Here is a 16,802-nt window from a genome sequence, read left to right on the forward strand (position 1 = left end):
CTTGCATTTCCATTCCACATAAACGGAAACCTGTCCGGAAGAGTTACGGATACGCTGCTCTCGATGGTTCCGACTATCGAAACGTACTCGATTGATGAGAGCTTCTTGAACCTGGGCGAGTTCCGCGAAAGGGAAGTGGAGCCCCTTGCGCGAGAGTTACGCGAGCGCGTTCGTCGCTGGGTGGGTATACCTACATGCGTAGGCATCGCCCCAACTAAGACACTCGCCAAGGTCGCCAACTTCATTGCAAAGAAGCGTCCGCAGTATCTCGGCGTCTGCGATCTTCGTTCCAGCCAAGTGCGGGCAGAGCTGCTCTCGACTGTGCCAGTTGATGAAGTCTGGGGAATCGGGGCGGCGTCGGCGGCGAAGCTCGCAAAGATTGGAGTCCAGACTGCCGCCGATCTCGCCACACTCGATCCAGACAATGCGCGGGCGCTGATGACCGTGACGGGTGGCCGCACCGTCTATGAGCTTCGCGGGATCTCTTGTCTGCCTCTGGAGCTGATGGAGCCGACGAGGAAGGGAATTGCCGTCACTCGTAGCTTCGGGGCTCCGGTCACAACCTGGCGCGAGATGCGTGAAGCCATCGCAAGCTACGCCACACGAGCAGCAGAGAAGATGCGGCGCTACAAGGTCGCCGCCGAAAACATCTTCGTCTTCATGCACACGAACAACTTCAACAATGACCCGTTCTACTCCAATGGAGCTTCGGCCCGGTTCGCAGAAACGACCAACGACACCGGGGAAGTGGTCGCCCTGGCCGTGCGCCTGGGCGAAAGGCTATGGCGAGACGGCTTCCGCTACTCGAAGACAGGAATCATGATTACCGAGCTGCTGCCCGAAACCATCGGGCAACCGGCCCTCTGGGGCGATCTCGACCGAGAGAGAAGGGAACGGGCCTGGAAAGCGATGGACAAGCTCAACGCGACCCTCGGGCGCGATACCGTCCGTATCCTCGGTGCCGGTCCCAAGAATGCCGCCTGGAAGCTCAGGGCAGAGCATCGCTCGCCTCGGTGGACAACGCGGTGGGATGAACTGCCGAGGGTGCGATCACACTGATAAATGGATAAATGGATATCCGTTTATGCGGATGTCCTGCGAAGCGGTCACCACATTTAGGTCGACGGGCGATACGCGCTCCGTGGTCCCCAAATAGTAGGCGTTGCGAAAAGGAAGGTGGCGTGAGGGTCTATGGAGCAAAAGGCTGCGAATCGCACTTCCAGTTCGAAATAGCCGAGAACAATGACTTGGCGCTGAAGTCATCTGACTCAGTGCCGGTTACTTACCGAATAAGCCAGAGCTGGAGGCTCTCACGTAGAATAGCTGCGTTCTCTTGATCAATCCACTCTTCCAGCGGAGTTGCCTTCATGGCTGTTGTAAGCGCGAACCACACCCAATTCAATAACGGTCCAGTCGAGAAGACCAACTACAGTGCCATGGCAATGGTGACAACCCTCTTTTTCGTATGGGGGTTCTGTACCGTTCTGAATGACACGCTCATTCCTCGCCTGCAGGTGATCTTCGGGCTGAGCTACACCCAGGCGTCATTAGTGCAGCTGTCCTTCTTCGGGTCCTACTTCCTGTTCGCGCAACCCGCAAGCAAACTCATCGAGCGAATTGGCTATCAGAAAACCATGGTCGTCGGGCTGTTGGCAATCGGCGTTGGCTCATTGCTTGTTCTGCCTGCCGCTTCCGTGGCTTCCTACCCCTTCATCCTTGTAGCCGAGATCGTTTTGGGGGCCGGGATCACGGCGCTTCAGGTTTCGGCTAACCCGTACGTCGCCATTTTGGGACCGCCGTCTTCCTCTGCCAGCCGCTTGAATTTGACGCAGGCATTCAACACTCTAGGAGATACGGTCGCGCCATACTTCGGCAGCATCCTGATACTTGGTACCGCTGCTGAAGCGGCAGCCCTTCCATCCGGCGAGGCAGCGCTGAATGCTTACCGAGTTCACCAAGCAGCGAGTATCAAGCTTCCCTATCTACTAATTGCCGGGGCCATGGTCGTGTTGGCTCTTGCTATTGCGCTGTATCGCTTTCCCCGTCTGGAGGTGACGCGCGACTTCCGACCGGGAAGTCTCGATTCCAAACAGGACAGCATCTGGAACCACCCTCATCTGTACTTGGGAGCGCTAGCGATCTTCATTTACGTAGGCGCGGAGGTGAGTGTTGCCAGCTACCTTGTAAAGTACTTGGCTGAACCTGAAATCGGGAACTTGCCTCTACAGACAGGAGCAAAGCTGCTCTCACTGTTCTGGCTTCTAACCGCGCTTGGACGGTTTGCAGGATCAGCGGTTATGCAACGGTTCGCTCCGAATCGGCTGTTGGCCTGGGCAGGGGTAGGCGCAGCCGTTTTTGTGGGCGCGTCTTTTCTCGGCCATGGCCTGTTCTCCGTTGTCACCATCATCTTGGTCGGCCTATTCAACTCAATCATGTTCCCAACCATCTTCACCCTCGCCGTTGCAGAGTTGGGACCGCTTACTGGGCGAGCTTCTGGGATCTTAGTGCAGGGCATTGTTGGCGGTGCGGCGATACCGGTTCTTATGGGCTGGCTCGCGGACCGATACGGTATCCATCACTCGTTATTCGTTCCGTTTCTCTGCTACGGATTCGTGATCTTCTATGGACTTCGGGGATACCGCATCACGCCAACTGAACCGCACTCAGAGATTCAGGCTGTCTAGCGGAGCAAGTCTTTGGATGCTTTACAACGTAGTCTCTGAGGTTCTCATGCCTCTGACGCCCTTGCTGAGGCCCTTCGGAAGGAAGGGGTACCCTTGGCGCGGCGCGTGGATGATTTGGCACCAACGAGGCTCAACCTTACGCAGGTACGACGCTGACCTGCCGGGCTTCGTCCTGGCTCGATGTCCGAATTAGAATGAAGCCGTTGCCAAAGCCCCGAGCCAAGCCGTCCGTGCCATCACAAGCGGCACCCTCGTTCGCGGGTGCGCGTCTCGATCTGCTGATTTATCTGGCGCTGCTCGTGGCGACTTTCGCGGTCTACGCCCAAGTCCGCAACTTCGATTTCGTCAACTATGACGATGGCGATTTCATCACCAACAACCTGAACGTCCGGCAAGGGATCACCGCGCAGGGACTAAAGTGGGCTCTGACCACCGGCTACGAGGGTAACTGGGTTCCGCTTACTTGGGTTTCACATATGGTGGACTGTCAGTTCTTTGGTCTGGATAGCGGCTGGCATCACCTGAACAACGTCCTGCTTCACGCGCTGGCGGCCATTATGTTGTGCATGTTTCTGCAGCGGGCGACGGGCACGCGCTGGCGCAGTGCGTTGGCGGGCTTTCTATTCGCGTTACATCCGCTTCATGTGCAATCCGTGGCCTGGGTGGCCGAGCGCAAAGACGTGCTCAGCGCATGCTTTTGGTTCCTTACGATGTGGCTGTATGTTCGATATGCAGAGCGCCCCAGCACGGGCCGATATCTGGCAGTTGCTTTAAGCTTCTGGTTGGGCTTGATGGCCAAGCCGATGATGATCACGCTGCCGTTCGTCCTGTTGCTGCTGGATTACTGGCCGTTGGCGCGTTTACGTCGGCGGGGCCGCAAAGTCATCTGGGAAAAACTCCCGCTGCTGGGACTTGCTGGCGCTGCCTCTGCCATCACCTACCTTGCGCAGAAACATTCCGAGTCGGTAAACCTGATCCCGATTGGAGTCCGTCTGGAAAACGCGGCACATTCCTACGCACTCTATATCTTTCAAACATTCTGGCCGACGCGGCTGGCGGTCTTGTATCCGTATCCGCCCGATCTTGTCCTTCCCCTCTCGCCGATCGTCGCCGCTGGGGTGCTTCTAGGCCTTATCACGACGGGCGTGGTCGTGCTGCGCAGCCGCGCGCCATACTTGTTGACGGGTTGGGGCTGGTACGTGGTCACACTCGTCCCGGTCATAGGCTTTGTCCAGGTGGGCGATCAGGCCCATGCCGATCGCTATATGTACATTCCCATGGTCGGTCTTTTGATCATGCTGATATGGGGTGCAGCGGAAATCCTAGAACAGTTGCGGGCCAGGATGCTGGCAATTCCTCTGGCCGCAGCCGCCTGCTTGGTCGCAGCGGTGGTGAGCTGGGTCGAGGTCGGCTATTGGCGCAATGGCGAGACACTGTTCCGGCGCGCCATCGCAGTCACAAACGACAATAAGATAGCCGATAACAACCTGGGCAGCTACTTGATGAACTCCGGGCGCGTGTCAGAGGCTCTCCCCTATCTGGAAACAGCCGTGCGCATCGATCCAGAGATGGGGTCTGCGCGGAACAACCTCGGCAGCGCGCTGGGCAGGATGGGCCGCGTGCCCGAAGCCATTGAGCAATTGCAGGTGGCTGTACGGCTGTGGCCGGATTCGCCTGACCCCCACACCAATCTAGGGACCGCCCTGGCTCAGGCCGGACGTATACCCGAAGCCGCAGACGAATTTGAAGCCGCCTTGCGCATGGATCCTAACGATGCCCTAGTGCAGAAAAACCTCGGCCAGGCCCTCTCTGGGATCCCCGGCCGCCTGCCTGACGCGCTACGGCATCTCGAAGAAGCCGATCGCCTTAGCCCCGACCCGGAGGTTGAGCAGGCAATCGCCCAACTTCGGGCAGCGCAGCAATGAGGTGGTGACGGGACAACCTACGGGGCAATGGTGTCTTATATTCGCATGATCAACGGAAAGCTAATTGCGGTTGTGTTGCCCGCGTACAACGCCGAAAGGACCTTGGAAAAGACCGCGCGGGAACTGTCTGATGTCGTCGACTTCAAGATTCTCGTCGATGATCACAGCCAGGATCAGACAGCAGCTCTTTCCAAACGACTCGGCATAAAGACTTACATCCACGATGCGAACTATGGATATGGTCGCAATCAGCAGACATGCTACCGAGAAGCCCTGGCGACAGGCGCTGACATTGTGGTGATGCTTCACCCCGATTATCAGTACACTCCGGCCCTTGTCCCCGCCATGGCAGCCATGATTGCAAGCGGGGTCTATGACATGGTGTTGGGTTCGAGAATCCTCGGCGGTGGGGCATTGAGCGGCGGGATGCCCCTGTACAAATACATCGCCAACCGTTTCCTCACTGCGTTTCAGAATCTATTTTTTGGAGTGAAGCTATCGGAATACCACACGGGGTTCCGGGCCTTCTCTCGAGAATTGTTGCAGAGCCTTCCGCTACTTGAGAACTCCGACGACTTCGTCTTCGACAATCAGATGATCGCGCAGGCTGTCATATTTGGCTTCAGCATTGGAGAGATCTCGTGCCCGGCGAAATACTGCGAGGAAGCGTCCTCAATCAACTTCAGGCGAAGTGTGAAATACGGATTTGGTGTGCTGGCTACAACCGTTGGCTTCGTAGCGCACAAGATGGGGGTGCTTCACGCACAAAGATACGATTCCAAGGGAAGGAAAGTGACCCCGAAATACTATTCCGACAACGTTGAAGGCCTATGAGATTTAGGATGGCGGTCTCCAGCGCAACCCCTTGGGGCACCGGTGGACTGAACTGGGGTATCGCAACGATCGGTACACAATCGGCTCAGATGAGGCAGGGCACCAGAGACAACCTCTTGCCTGCAGTTCAGCATATGATGAGAAGACTTTTAGACATCATGGAGAGTGAACAATGGCATTGAAGACAGTTTTGATCGACGAGTTGCGCGATATGTATAGCGCTGAAAACCAACTGGTGAAGGCACTCCCGAAGCTCGCGAAGGGCTCGAAGAACCCGAAACTGAAGTCAATATTTACCGCACATCTCGCCGAAACCGAAGGCCAGGTCGAGCGTCTGAAAAAGGTGTTTGCTGAGCTTGGCGAGAAGCCGACCGGCCAGCACTGCAACGGTATGGAAGGCGTGATCGAAGAGGGCAAGGATGCCCTTGAGAAAGACGAAGAGGGCTCCTCCTTCGAAGCTGGGCTCATTGGGGCAGCGCTTCGCACCGAACATTACGAGAGCGCAGGCTATGAGGCGTGCATCTCGATGGCGACGGCACTCGGACTGCCGAAGATCGTCAAGCTCTTGAACTCCAACCTCAAAGAATAGCTGGCGGCAGCCAAGAAGATTACTGCTGCTGGCGCTCCGATCATGAAGCTCAGTGCGAAAGAGCCCGAAACTCCGAAAGATCCGAAGTCGGGCAAAGAAAAGTATTCCGCCAAGAAGAGCAAGGAAGACGAGGCGAAAGCGGCATCCGATCTAGCCGCCGAACCTGCCGCGGTATAAGCCCGCAGATCGTAGAGAGGCCCCGCTCCGGCGGGGCCTTTATCGTGTTTGCGAGAGCGGACGCATCCAAGAAAGCTCTTCGCGGCGGTTGGATCGTACGACACACGCCAAGATCGCAATTCACCCGACCGGGCAAAACGATAAACGGATAAGCTGATAGCCGTTTATCATGAAACCGCTGGTAATGGGCCATAGATCAAGTAAGTTGCCATTATTTCTCTCCTATTGACATCCTGTAGGAGTTCCGCGCATACTCCTATCGAATGTCAATAGGAGCGACAGTGGGAGAAGGGCAGACACATCTGTTGCAGGGCACGCTCGATATGCTGATCTTGAAAGGAATTGGAGACAGCGAGTTCCATGGCCTGGGGATCTCAAGGCGGATTGAGCAAATCACGCAAGGCACGTTCCGTGTGAAACCGGGATCTCTATTTCCAGCGCTGCACCGCATGGAAGAGGCAGGATGGTTGACGTCATTCTGGGGTAATTCCGAAAACAACCGTCGAGCGAAGTTCTATCGGCGAACAAAAGCCGGGCATCGGCAGCTCGGTACTGAAACCGAAGAATGGACGACGATTGCGCAAGCCATTGCGAGCGCACTGAAATCAACCTAGGGGCAAGCGATGAACGGATGGCGGCGCATCAGAGCGGTTTGCTCAACCCTGTGGGACAAACGAGAAGTAGAAAACGATCTCGATGCGGAGATAAGCGCGTTCGGGGAGATGCTGGCTGACGAAAAGATGGCAAAGGGAATGACTGACAAAGAAGCTCGCCGAAGTACTCTAGCGGAGCTGGGCGGCCTGGAGCAGCTTAAGCAGGCAGTGCGGGATGAGCGAGCGGGGAACGGTGTCGAGCAACTTTGGCAAGACGTGCGCTTTGGAGTCCGGCAATTGCGACGGTCCCCCGGCTTCGCTGTAACCGGCCTTCTGATTATAGCGATAGGGCTGGGGTTGACGACGACCATGTACAGCATCGTGTATGCCGTGATCTTGAAGCCTCTACCCTTCGCTCATCCCGAGCGGCTAGTTGCGGTAGAAGCCAAGCCCTGGAAACCCTTCAGTCTGCCCACGATCGCGGACTGGATGAAGGGCAGCCGCGCTTTTGAGTCGATGTCAGCGTATACCGGCTGGTCACCCCGCATCGAATCACCCGCAGGCGTAGGACACGTAAATGCCGTGCTGGTTTCCCAAAACTTTCTGAGCGAGCTTGGTCTTCCTTTGCGGCTGGGGCATGATTTTACTCAGTCCGGCAATGAGAAGGATTGCTTTGGCCAGGCGATTGTGACAGAGCGCTACTGGCGGCGGATGGGTGGAGGCGATGCTCTTGCTCGCCGTACTGTTCAGCTCGATTACCAGACTTACACAGTCATCGGGGTTGTCGCATCGCGCGCACCGCTCGAGGATATGGATGGGTTGGATCAACCGTCTATCCTGACCCCGATCGGCTGCGATCCTGCGAAGCATCCTGATCGGCGCGGGGATGGCTCCTTCCAAGTAATCGCGCGGCTTAGGCCGGGCGTCTCGATGGGAAACGCCCTCGAAGAACTTGCAGTTGCGCAGAAGAATCTCGCGCGGACGTATCCTCGAGAATATCCGGCGGAGTTCGCTCCGGTCCTAATTCCATTGAACGATTTCATCAGCGGAACGGAGAATCGTTCGGCGCTGCTTGCTACGCTCACGGCGTGCGGGATGTTGCTGCTCATCTCGTGTGCGAACCTAACAAATCTCCTGCTGGCGCGCGATATGCGTCGCAGGTCAGAGTTCGCATTGCGCACGATGTTGGGCGCGGGGCCGCTGCGAATCTTTCGACAGGTGCTGACGGAGAACGCAACACTCGTTGCGCTGGGATCAATTCTCGGGATTATGCTGGCGAGCGTGCTGGTGCGGCTAGCAAGCCGGAGTAAGCTGATGAATCTTCCCCGGCTGAACGAAGCAAGCGTCGATCTTCGGGTCGTAATGTTCGCTGTTGCTCTGTCTTCGGTGATTGTGATCCTACTTACGATCTTGCCCGCGCTGCGTGGTCGACGGACTGAACTGACGGAGGATCTGAGATCCGGAAGTTCAAGCTCCAGCTCTGCACCGCGTGGACTGCGTAGGGCAGGTCACTTGCTCGTAGCTGCTCAGGTAGCAATGGCTTTCGTGCTTGTTGCGGTTTCCGGATGGATGGTCTCTTCGGTATACATCCTGCTGCATCAGCCGCTTGGCTTCGATCCGGATCATCTGCTCTTCGCAAGTACGGATCTGCGTGGTCCTGAGCGTAGCGCAAGCATTGATCCGGCAGTGACAGTGGCGAAGTTACGCAAAATCCTGAGCGATGTCAGCAGAATTCCGGGTGTCGTGGAGGTTGCTGCCGCCAACGACAAACCGTTGGGCGGGAGAGTTAACCAATACGGCTTCTGCTCGGATCTCCATCCGGAGGATTGCCAACGGGCAAATCCGAACGCTCCCGATGTATTCGCGGTGACTCCGAGGTATTTCGACACGGTGAGCCAGATGCTGTTCCGTGGTCGGGCATTCAATGATGCAGACGACGGCAAGGACCATGTGGCGATCGTGAATCGAGCGCTCGCGCAGCAGCAATGGCCTGGAGAAAACCCGGTCGGCCATCGGATCTTTTCAGGCGGCCTGAATGGGTGGGCTATGGTTGTGGGGGAAGTTGGTGACGTGCGCAGCTATTCGCTTGAGCGCGCTCCCATACCGAACCTGTACCTTCCCGAGGCCGATGGGCGACCTGATACCTCAATGACGATCATGCTGCGCACCGTGGGTGATCCAAGCGAGCTGGATGAGACGGTGCGACGTATTCTGCGAGAAGATGCAGGGATCACCGTGCGCTACGTGGAGAGCATGCCGGAGCTGATGGCGCACGCGGTTGCGATACGCCGGTTCTTCATGTGGGTGGTAGCGGCCTTCGGCGGGCTGGCGCTCGGACTAGCCACACTGGGCACATATGCGTTGTTGACGTACGAAGTTTCGGTAAGAGAGCGTGAGATCGGAATCCGCCTCGCGCTGGGATCGCAGCGCCGTGCGATTCTAGCGCTGCTGATTGGGCAGGAAGCACGATGGATTGCCCCTGGACTGGCCGCCGGCCTCATAGGGGCAGTTTTGGCGGGATATTTGCTGCGTGCGGAGTTTTACCACGCTTCCGCAGCTTCGGCTTCGGTATTGGGCACGACGTTTGGTCTGCTCACTGTGTCAGCGTTGGCAGCGGTGGCTATTCCTGGCCGACGCGCAAGTCTCCTTGACCCGAGCGAGACGCTCCGGCGCGATTAGGCGGGGGGCCTACACAAACGCAAAAGTCACACGGTATGGCTCTATCGTCGACCCAGCGAGCTGGATCGTACGATACAAGCTGCGATCGCATTTCACCCGACCGAGCCTCTTCGCGTTCTGCGAGGGAAGGGAAGTGGTTAGGCAGGGATGGTGCGGCGTTGCTCTTCTGTTCACATCGCGCGATGAGGAATACGACCATGATGCAAAAAATCAGCGCACGGAGTGGGTAGACCATTGCCAGGTAGTCGTGTCGGCCCGTGAGGTCCACCGTGAGGCCGATCAAAGCGATGATCACGTTGATGCCCCAATTCTCCATCGGCGGCCCCGGCGGCGGCCCTACCGATGTTGTTGACGCAATCCTATGGTGTAACAAACATCAGGGAACCGACCTATCAGAGCAAAATCCAACCACTTTCATCAAAGACGTCATTCGAGGGCACGGGGCATCGGGGATGTGGCCTCGAAGCCTGCATGAAAAAAGGATCGGGGGCCGCCAGGTCACAGGGGACAGCAACATCTTTGAATTCGTCCCCTATGAAGAGAATCAGACGGAGGCGTTCCTAAAACGTTCGGGTTTCACGAAGGCGTTCCGCAGCATGAACTCCAGAGTATGTCGATGCCCTTGGCTTCAAAGGCGCTCGGGCGGGACGATGAGACATACCTCATACAGGTCGCAATCAAGCTCGGCCTTGTAGAGACTCATTTTGCTCTTTACTCAAGTGTCGATGTAATCGAGCTGAACCATCTTCAGATCGGCATCAAGCTCCGTCTCACCGAGGTCGATTCTCTCTATGCGGCAACCTATCAAGATGCTGAAGGTGTGAAGCGTCAGCTCATAATCACTGTAGAAGCAAAGAAGCGTCGTCAACGCATCCTGCCCGAACAGATCGTCCGGCAGGTCAAAGCTGCGTTCAACGCAGCTCTAGTCGACCTCGTAGTTCCTATGGCATCGGCTAAGTGGGGGCATCTACGTCGCGGAGTTGCCCCTATAAGAGGGAAGGGCACGAATCTCTCGAGGCGCTTGAGCTCGCAGTCGAAGTTCTTTACAAGCTCAAGCCACCCGTAAAGGGTATTTGAGCAAGCACTGGACCCAACAACGCTGTCACCAGGGGCAATCTATGATGTACTGTCCTGCCGATTCAGCCCGTTCCGACGCAGGGTGGGTCACCGAAGGATCCCCACGAGGCCGCTTTTGGCAGAAATTGTAAGTTTCGCGACGAGTCTTATCCTCGATATTAGGCCAAACCGTGTCAAGCAGATGGGTCTCAAAAGCGGCGAGTATTGCTATATGTTTTGCGACGGATGAGAGCGTGTTGCGGAATGCGGGAACCCACCAACGGCAAATCTATGCCACCAGATTGCCCCTGGTGACAGTATTGTTGGGTCCGCCCTCATGTGAAGGATTCTGATATAGATGGGGTGAGTATTTAAACCTTCGACATTTTCTTGACAACGGCTGCAAACGTTGCCTCAAACCAATCCTTCTTCCACTCCGTGTGGAATTGGATGTCTTCAGAATCAGGCTTATTCACGAGTTCCCCTACTCGCACTATGGTCGGCAGGTTGCAGGCGTCCCCCAACAAGATGCACTCGCGTTGCTCTAGGGTAGACAGCGCATCCGTCACGCCACAAAGGTCGTCGGGAAGAAGTTTCCGCACGTATGCCTGATCGGCGGGGTTCGTGAGTCGCATCGCTACATAGTTATTGCACTGCGAGAAAATGGTTTCTGATACCTCGGAGGGTCTCTGGCTGACAACCATCAGCGAGAGACCATATTTGCGCCCTTCTTTGGCGATTCGCTCGATAGAGCGCCGCACACTGCTGAATCGTGCCCCTCCCTGATTGGGAACATATCGGTGCGCTTCTTCATAAACCAGGAGGATCGGAAGTTCCTCGCCTATTCCCTTGATTCTCTTGAAGTGCAGAGCGAAGTCAAACGTGAGCCGTGAGATTAGAGATACTACTACGCTGAGAACTTCAAATGGAATACCGCTTAAATCAACTACGGTGACGTTTGCTTTGCCATCAGAGCGATAGCCAAGAACACCTCTTAGGATGTCCTCCAAATCCTCAGTCTTCAGATCCCTACCTTCAATTTGCCTCGGTGTAAGAAGAAAGCCTAAGCGATCATCGGCCACTTTCGTTTCAAGTCGTGAGAGAAAACGGTGAAACTCTCCATAATAGGGCCCATCATTGACTTTACCGGTGGCCTTCTCCTCGAACTCAATTTCCTCAAATAGCCAGTAATCACGATGTATTCCCGCAAGAACCTCAACCGACTTGATCTTCAGTTCAGCAGTCTTTGCATCCTTCGTCGCAAAGTTCTGGTTCTTGATGTACCGCACTACCTCCGTCAGGCTGAAGTAGATGGGTGAATCATAGTTGACGCCACTGATGTTGGGATGGTACTTCTGCTTGTTGAGGGTTACAGCACGCTTGAACATAGAGGCTTGATTGTAGGAATTGCTTTCGCCGGATTCGATGAACATCTCCTCGAGTTCCTCCGAATTCAGCAGCCAATAGGGCAGAGAGAGATTATCAATCGAGAGGTTAGTGGCTGCCGGGAAAGCTGGTTCATATTCGCCATGAATGTCAAAGATGATTATGTGGGCGTTATTGAGAGCCGCTCGCGATGTCTGGTCTGAGGACGGAGCAATACCTTCTTGTAAGATTTTTGCTACGGTACAGGACTTTCCAGAGCCCGTAGCCCCCACAACCGCTATGTGCTTTCCAAAGAATTTATCGCCGTCCAGCGTCACCGCGATATTTCTGTCTTGCGCTAAAACACCAAATGAGAAAAGCTTCTTAGCGTCCTCGGGCTGATAGATTGCCTTGAGTGTTTGCTCCGCTGCAAGCTCAACATTCGTGGGTGGAATAGCGATCTGCTGGCCGCCACGCCGAAAGTCTCCTTTGTCGTCAAGGAAGCCCACGGGCTGCGCCTGAAGCATGAAAGACATACCGGAACCTGGTTCATCTAGCACCGAGGCTGACGTATCCTTCAGCTTGAAGCTTTTTACAATTGCAATTATGGCCATGCCATCGTCATCAGAGATCTTGAGGTAGCTTCCGATTGTGAGGGGGATGTCGGCCTTGCTCTTGAAGCTGACGGGATCAAGAACCTCTATTTCGATCTGGTTCGGGGAAACGGAGACAATGCGGTAAGCTGATGCATCTTGAGCGTTCATGTGACCTCAACGTGCGATCAAAGACAGAATCATACTTCGACTCCACTCGCCGCCAATGTTGACCTTTGTACCACATGCAGCGCTGACTTTCGACTGCACGTCCGGATCGGAGACACAGATCAGAGAATCTCCGAGAGATAGGTCATTGAGGTAGGGAGCTGCCGCATGAAAACTGACCAGACGGATTGTGTATGAAGCGCGTCCAATCTTATTACTAGGTTTCTCTCTCACTGAGTGCCGGTTTATTATGGGTGTGTCAGTAAAGACCTTTGGAGTGAACTGCACCAATTCGTAGCCGTCATTGAAGACGATGCCTTGTTTTAGGAGTTGCTGCTTCGTCTGGGTCAATTCTTCGATTCGCGTATTGACGATGACTGTCCAAGGCTTGGCGGACCACAGTGTTTTTCCCACGCAGAATGAGTGGAGAGCTAGCTTTTCGATGAAGTCAGCCAAGGTCATCTGAACTAGCCCTGGCCCGCGAGCCTCATCCAGATCAATGATGACGGATCGGTCTCTGGTGCTGCTAAACAGTGATGCATGTTTCAACGTGCGTTGAATGAACTGATAGGCTTTCTCCGTCCCCAGCATCCGTACAAGCCATGGAGTGGTGATTGCGATGGAGGCGTGCTTGATCTCTTTCAAAACATCGGCAGGTTTTACCGTTCGTTGCTCTCTAGAGAGTTTTGTTGCGATTCCCAGCACGACGGCCAAGCTTTTGGGGTAATAGAAGTTGGCTGTCTCTACTGGAGTCGAGCTGAAATGTGCTGAAATCGCTTTGTGAAGCTGCTTCTGCTGGTCTACATGACTTGGCCCTGGCGTAAGCGTGAAGTGCTTCAAGAACCTTTCGAGCTCGTCGTCGGAGAAACAGTTGTCCTCATGAAACCTGCGTGTCACCTTTGCCTCTTTGTACGTCAGGATGGACTTGAGCGTTATCAGAGTCAGTGTTGGAAGCTTGCTAGTGTGGCCGTAATAAACATAGAGATGAAACGCCCAATTCTTCTTCAAATCGGCTTTGAATTCAAGAAGCATTGATTGAATTGGTTTTCTGAGGGTCGAAGGTGTCCCTTTTTGTGCTTCGTAGTATTTGCACTGAATCGCTTTGTGAATGCCTTCGGCGTTTACATCGACATCCTCTACTCCCTCAACGGTGACTTGAGCTCCTGCGATTTTGGAGCTGAAGATCTCGAGGAGTGCTTTGTCGAGCTGGTAGTGATACCCCAGAATAGAGGCGTTTGCGGCGCGTGTTTCGAGCGGGCTGGACAAGGTTTCTAGATTTTACGACTTGGAAAGAGATAGCGCGCGCCCCGGGGACTTTTTCGCAGGCGAGAATCAGAACAACAAAGGAGCCGAGAGTAAGAGTCGCCACGACATACGCTGTGTTGTCTTGCGGTATAGCCCAACCCTACGTCCGACACCCTGCGAAATAACGTCGCAATAGAGTCGCCTTTTGTAACCTTCAGAGCTATCTGGCGGGGTTTCTTCATCGCTAATCGTCAAGCGCGATGCTCATCGAGGAGTGCTGAGTGGTGGCGGACATGACTGCGAATCTGTGCTGCTCTGAAGAGAAAACTGCGGTACCAATCCGAGGCTTGCTCCAGTAGGACGAAACGTAAATGGCAATATCGCACCCCCACGTTCGACCGTAAGGTCAACAGGTTTAGTCACGTCATCCCAATAAACTGACAGCTTTATCACTTTGTCGCCTTCTTCAATACCGGCCTTTTGAGCTTCACTTCCTGCCTCAAGGTTAGTGACTACTCGTTTGTTTTCCAGTTGGTCCCGGCTCATGCCGATATCAAATCTCGGTATGTCAACGAGCTGCTCCACGGCACACGGCTGGAGGGCATCCCCGGGAAACTTTACGTTGACAATCCCATTAACGAACGCCTTCATTTGGGCCTGCTCGTCCACACTGATGTACTTGCTGGTGACAGCGAAGACTTGATCTGACGTCAGCTCCGGGAACGAATGTCCCTGCGTGCGACCCTCAAGGACTAGCTCGCGCATGACGTCACCAAGCGTTTTCTGTGAGTGAGTCTTCCGACGAATACTCCAGTCGAGCCACAATGCTATCGCTGCACCTCTGTCGTAGGAGATCTGGTCTTTCCCATGACCGCTCTGAGCTAGTTGAATGAGTTCCTTGGTAGTGATGTTCCTCGATGGCGACAAATAGTAGTTCCGAAGACTTTGGTTCATAGCGTTGAGGTACTGCTGAGTCGTCAGGAGGCCGCCACGCCACAGCAGAAGACTCTGGTAGTACGTAGTGAATCCTTCTGTGAACCAGTAGATGTCTTCAGGAGCATTTGGCATTCGCCCGATCTTGTAGGGGTTCCAAGCATGGAAAAGCTCATGCGTGAAGAGTGACAACAGACCTATGGTGAAGCCCTCTTCTGGGGCAGTATGGATGCTGAAGGCATCTGTGAACCCGCCGCCGCCGCTCACACCTCTCTGGCTAGAATCAAACGGAACGACCGTCACGAGGTAGTAGGGGAAGTCATCGTCCTTCCAAAAGGCTCGCTCGATTGCGAAAATCTCTGTGATTTTCTTCTTAGCTTCATCATCCGAGACACACCAAGTGCCTCGAACTGCCAAGAAAAGTCGCTCCCGGCCCCTCTTTTGTTTGTGGATCCTGAAGTCTCCTGCAACGAATACTGCATTCTGGACGCGATCCCAAACTCCTCGAAAATGCTGCTGCCTGTCCCTGACGCCGAAGCTGGTTGCTAGCGACCACCCAACTGGTATGGACCACTCGAAAGAACAATCCACAGGATCAGATGGCTTAAGAGCGGGATGTATCAAAGCGTTGCCTGTGTTGATCTCGATCCAGGTCGGCTCAAGGTGCACGAGATGTCGTACATTCTCACGTAAGGGGCCATCCCAGTCTTTTAGGACGTCGTAGGAGATGCTTGCAGAAGTGGAATCAGAAACTTCCAAGAACTTCCTCAAAGGATCGGAAGTGTCTGTAATCTTGGTGTTCGCAGATTCTGCTCTCAGATGCTGAATCCCATTACCAAGTCCATTGACATCGCCCCATGTCGAAGGCAAAACCAGGACCGAACGCTTCGAAGTCATACCCTTCATATCGAGACGAACATGAAGGACTAGCTGTTCATTATTAAGCTGCGAGTCCAAGTGATAGCGCAGTTTGATTTCTGTCGGAGTCACTGCAAAAGCGTTGCCATAGTTAAACACAAGAAGGCAGAATACAAACTGAATAATGCAACGTAGCGGCGCTCTCATGTTAATCATCGTGAGCATGTGACGGCAGAAGTCTGTGAATGGTGTTGCCTTCTTTCGATTTGCCACTAGCGACGTTGCGCAACAGCGTACGGTAGACGGTCGGACGAGAGATTGAGAACAGCTCTGCCAGGTCGCTGATCGTGTATTGGCCGGTTCCATGCATGCGGCCCAGCTCCTTCTGCTGTTTGTCTGACAGCTTGGGCTGTTTGCCCCGGAGCCCGCCTTTGGCGCGGGCGATCTTCATGCCCTCCCGCGTGCGCAGCCGGATAAGGTCGGCCTCGAACTCCGCGAAGATGGCCAGGATATTAAAGAACATCTTGCCCATGGGATCGACCGGATCGTAGCGGCTTTGGCCGAGTGCCAGCGTTACGCCCCGCGCTGCCAGCTCATCTGCGATCGAGCGTGCATCAGGTACCGAACGCGCGAGCCGGTCCAGCTTCGGCACGACCAGAGTATCGCCCTTGCGAACAGCAGCAAGCGCTTGGTTGAGACCTGGCCTGGCTCGGTTCGTGCCGGTCAATCCGTGATCGACGTAAATTCGATCCGCAGCTACGCCTAATTCAACAAGTGCTTCCCGCTGGGCGGTGAGGTCCTGTTTGTCCGTGGAGCACCGTGCGTAGCCGATGAGAGTTTTTGGCATAAAGATCTGGCACGTTTGACGGGCCTTATGTGAGATTATCACCGTACCAGGTATGTGAGACACGAATAGCCGGGTTTCCGGTGGTTCACGGATCGTTTACAGATTGTCCGTTGAAGGATCGTCTGACGGACACAGGAGCAATGCGTAAAGCGGGATTGGGACCATTGGTCATTCGTCGAGCCGTTCCTTCTTATTTCGAGAGATCACTCGCTCCATCCACTGGCCTTCAAGACTCCCTCAGACGAATTCACCTTTC

13 protein-coding genes are annotated in these 16,802 nt (G+C 54.9%); 9 read left to right on the forward strand and 4 right to left on the reverse strand.

The window, feature by feature from the left end; translation table 11 throughout:
* The first annotated feature begins 30 nt into the window (after positions 1–30).
* The 9 genes from HDF16_RS27380 to HDF16_RS27415 all read left to right on the forward strand — a co-directional run bounded on the left by HDF16_RS27380 (position 31) and on the right by HDF16_RS27415 (position 10,547).
* On the forward strand, positions 31–1,059 hold the full coding sequence (locus HDF16_RS27380) for a Y-family DNA polymerase (protein WP_281383581.1): 1,029 nt from the start codon (positions 31–33) through the stop codon (positions 1,057–1,059).
* Between the two features lie 308 nt (positions 1,060–1,367).
* Positions 1,368–2,684: a sugar MFS transporter gene (locus tag HDF16_RS27385; RefSeq protein WP_184223684.1), complete on the forward strand. Its 1,317-nt coding sequence runs from the start codon at positions 1,368–1,370 to the stop codon at positions 2,682–2,684.
* A gap of 194 nt (positions 2,685–2,878) precedes the next feature.
* Positions 2,879–4,609, forward strand: a complete 1,731-nt coding sequence (locus HDF16_RS27390; RefSeq protein ID WP_221313292.1) for a tetratricopeptide repeat protein — start codon at positions 2,879–2,881, stop codon at positions 4,607–4,609.
* 45 nt (positions 4,610–4,654) lie between these two features.
* Complete coding sequence (locus HDF16_RS27395) at positions 4,655–5,443, forward strand: glycosyltransferase family 2 protein (protein WP_184223688.1); 789 nt, start codon at positions 4,655–4,657, stop codon at positions 5,441–5,443.
* Positions 5,444–5,615: 172 nt separating this feature from the next.
* Positions 5,616–6,032: a ferritin-like domain-containing protein gene (locus HDF16_RS27400; RefSeq protein WP_246410327.1), complete on the forward strand. Its 417-nt coding sequence runs from the start codon at positions 5,616–5,618 to the stop codon at positions 6,030–6,032.
* A gap of 42 nt (positions 6,033–6,074) precedes the next feature.
* A complete protein-coding gene (locus tag HDF16_RS31440) occupies positions 6,075–6,209 on the forward strand; it encodes a hypothetical protein (protein ID WP_281383580.1) in 135 nt (44 codons plus the stop codon).
* Between the two features lie 281 nt (positions 6,210–6,490).
* Entirely contained in the window at positions 6,491–6,823 is a 333-nt protein-coding gene (locus HDF16_RS27405) for a PadR family transcriptional regulator (RefSeq protein ID WP_348641449.1), read from the forward strand.
* A gap of 9 nt (positions 6,824–6,832) precedes the next feature.
* Complete coding sequence (locus tag HDF16_RS27410) at positions 6,833–9,481, forward strand: ABC transporter permease (RefSeq protein ID WP_184223692.1); 2,649 nt, start codon at positions 6,833–6,835, stop codon at positions 9,479–9,481.
* Between the two features lie 616 nt (positions 9,482–10,097).
* The gene (locus HDF16_RS27415; protein ID WP_221313294.1) at positions 10,098–10,547 is read left to right on the forward strand and encodes a hypothetical protein; all 450 of its coding nucleotides are present in this window, start codon (positions 10,098–10,100) and stop codon (positions 10,545–10,547) included.
* 361 nt (positions 10,548–10,908) lie between these two features.
* Here the strand turns inward: HDF16_RS27415 and HDF16_RS27420 are convergent, their stop codons facing one another.
* The 4 genes from HDF16_RS27420 to HDF16_RS27435 all read right to left on the reverse strand — a co-directional run bounded on the left by HDF16_RS27420 (position 10,909) and on the right by HDF16_RS27435 (position 16,546).
* Entirely contained in the window at positions 10,909–12,666 is a 1,758-nt protein-coding gene (locus HDF16_RS27420) for an ATP-binding protein (RefSeq protein ID WP_184223696.1), read from the reverse strand.
* A gap of 6 nt (positions 12,667–12,672) precedes the next feature.
* Positions 12,673–13,929, reverse strand: coding sequence for a hypothetical protein (locus tag HDF16_RS27425; protein WP_184223698.1), 1,257 nt, complete (start codon positions 13,927–13,929; stop codon positions 12,673–12,675).
* 243 nt (positions 13,930–14,172) lie between these two features.
* Positions 14,173–15,906 carry a hypothetical protein gene (locus tag HDF16_RS27430; RefSeq protein ID WP_221313295.1) on the reverse strand — a complete coding sequence of 578 codons (1,734 nt, stop codon included), beginning with the start codon at positions 15,904–15,906 and terminating at the stop codon, positions 14,173–14,175.
* A 1-nt stretch (position 15,907) separates the two neighbouring features.
* The gene (locus HDF16_RS27435; protein ID WP_246410330.1) at positions 15,908–16,546 is read right to left on the reverse strand and encodes a recombinase family protein; all 639 of its coding nucleotides are present in this window, start codon (positions 16,544–16,546) and stop codon (positions 15,908–15,910) included.
* Positions 16,547–16,802: the final 256 nt, after the last annotated feature.

The organism is Granulicella aggregans (genome assembly GCF_014203275.1).
Lineage (GTDB): Bacteria > Acidobacteriota > Terriglobia > Terriglobales > Acidobacteriaceae > Edaphobacter.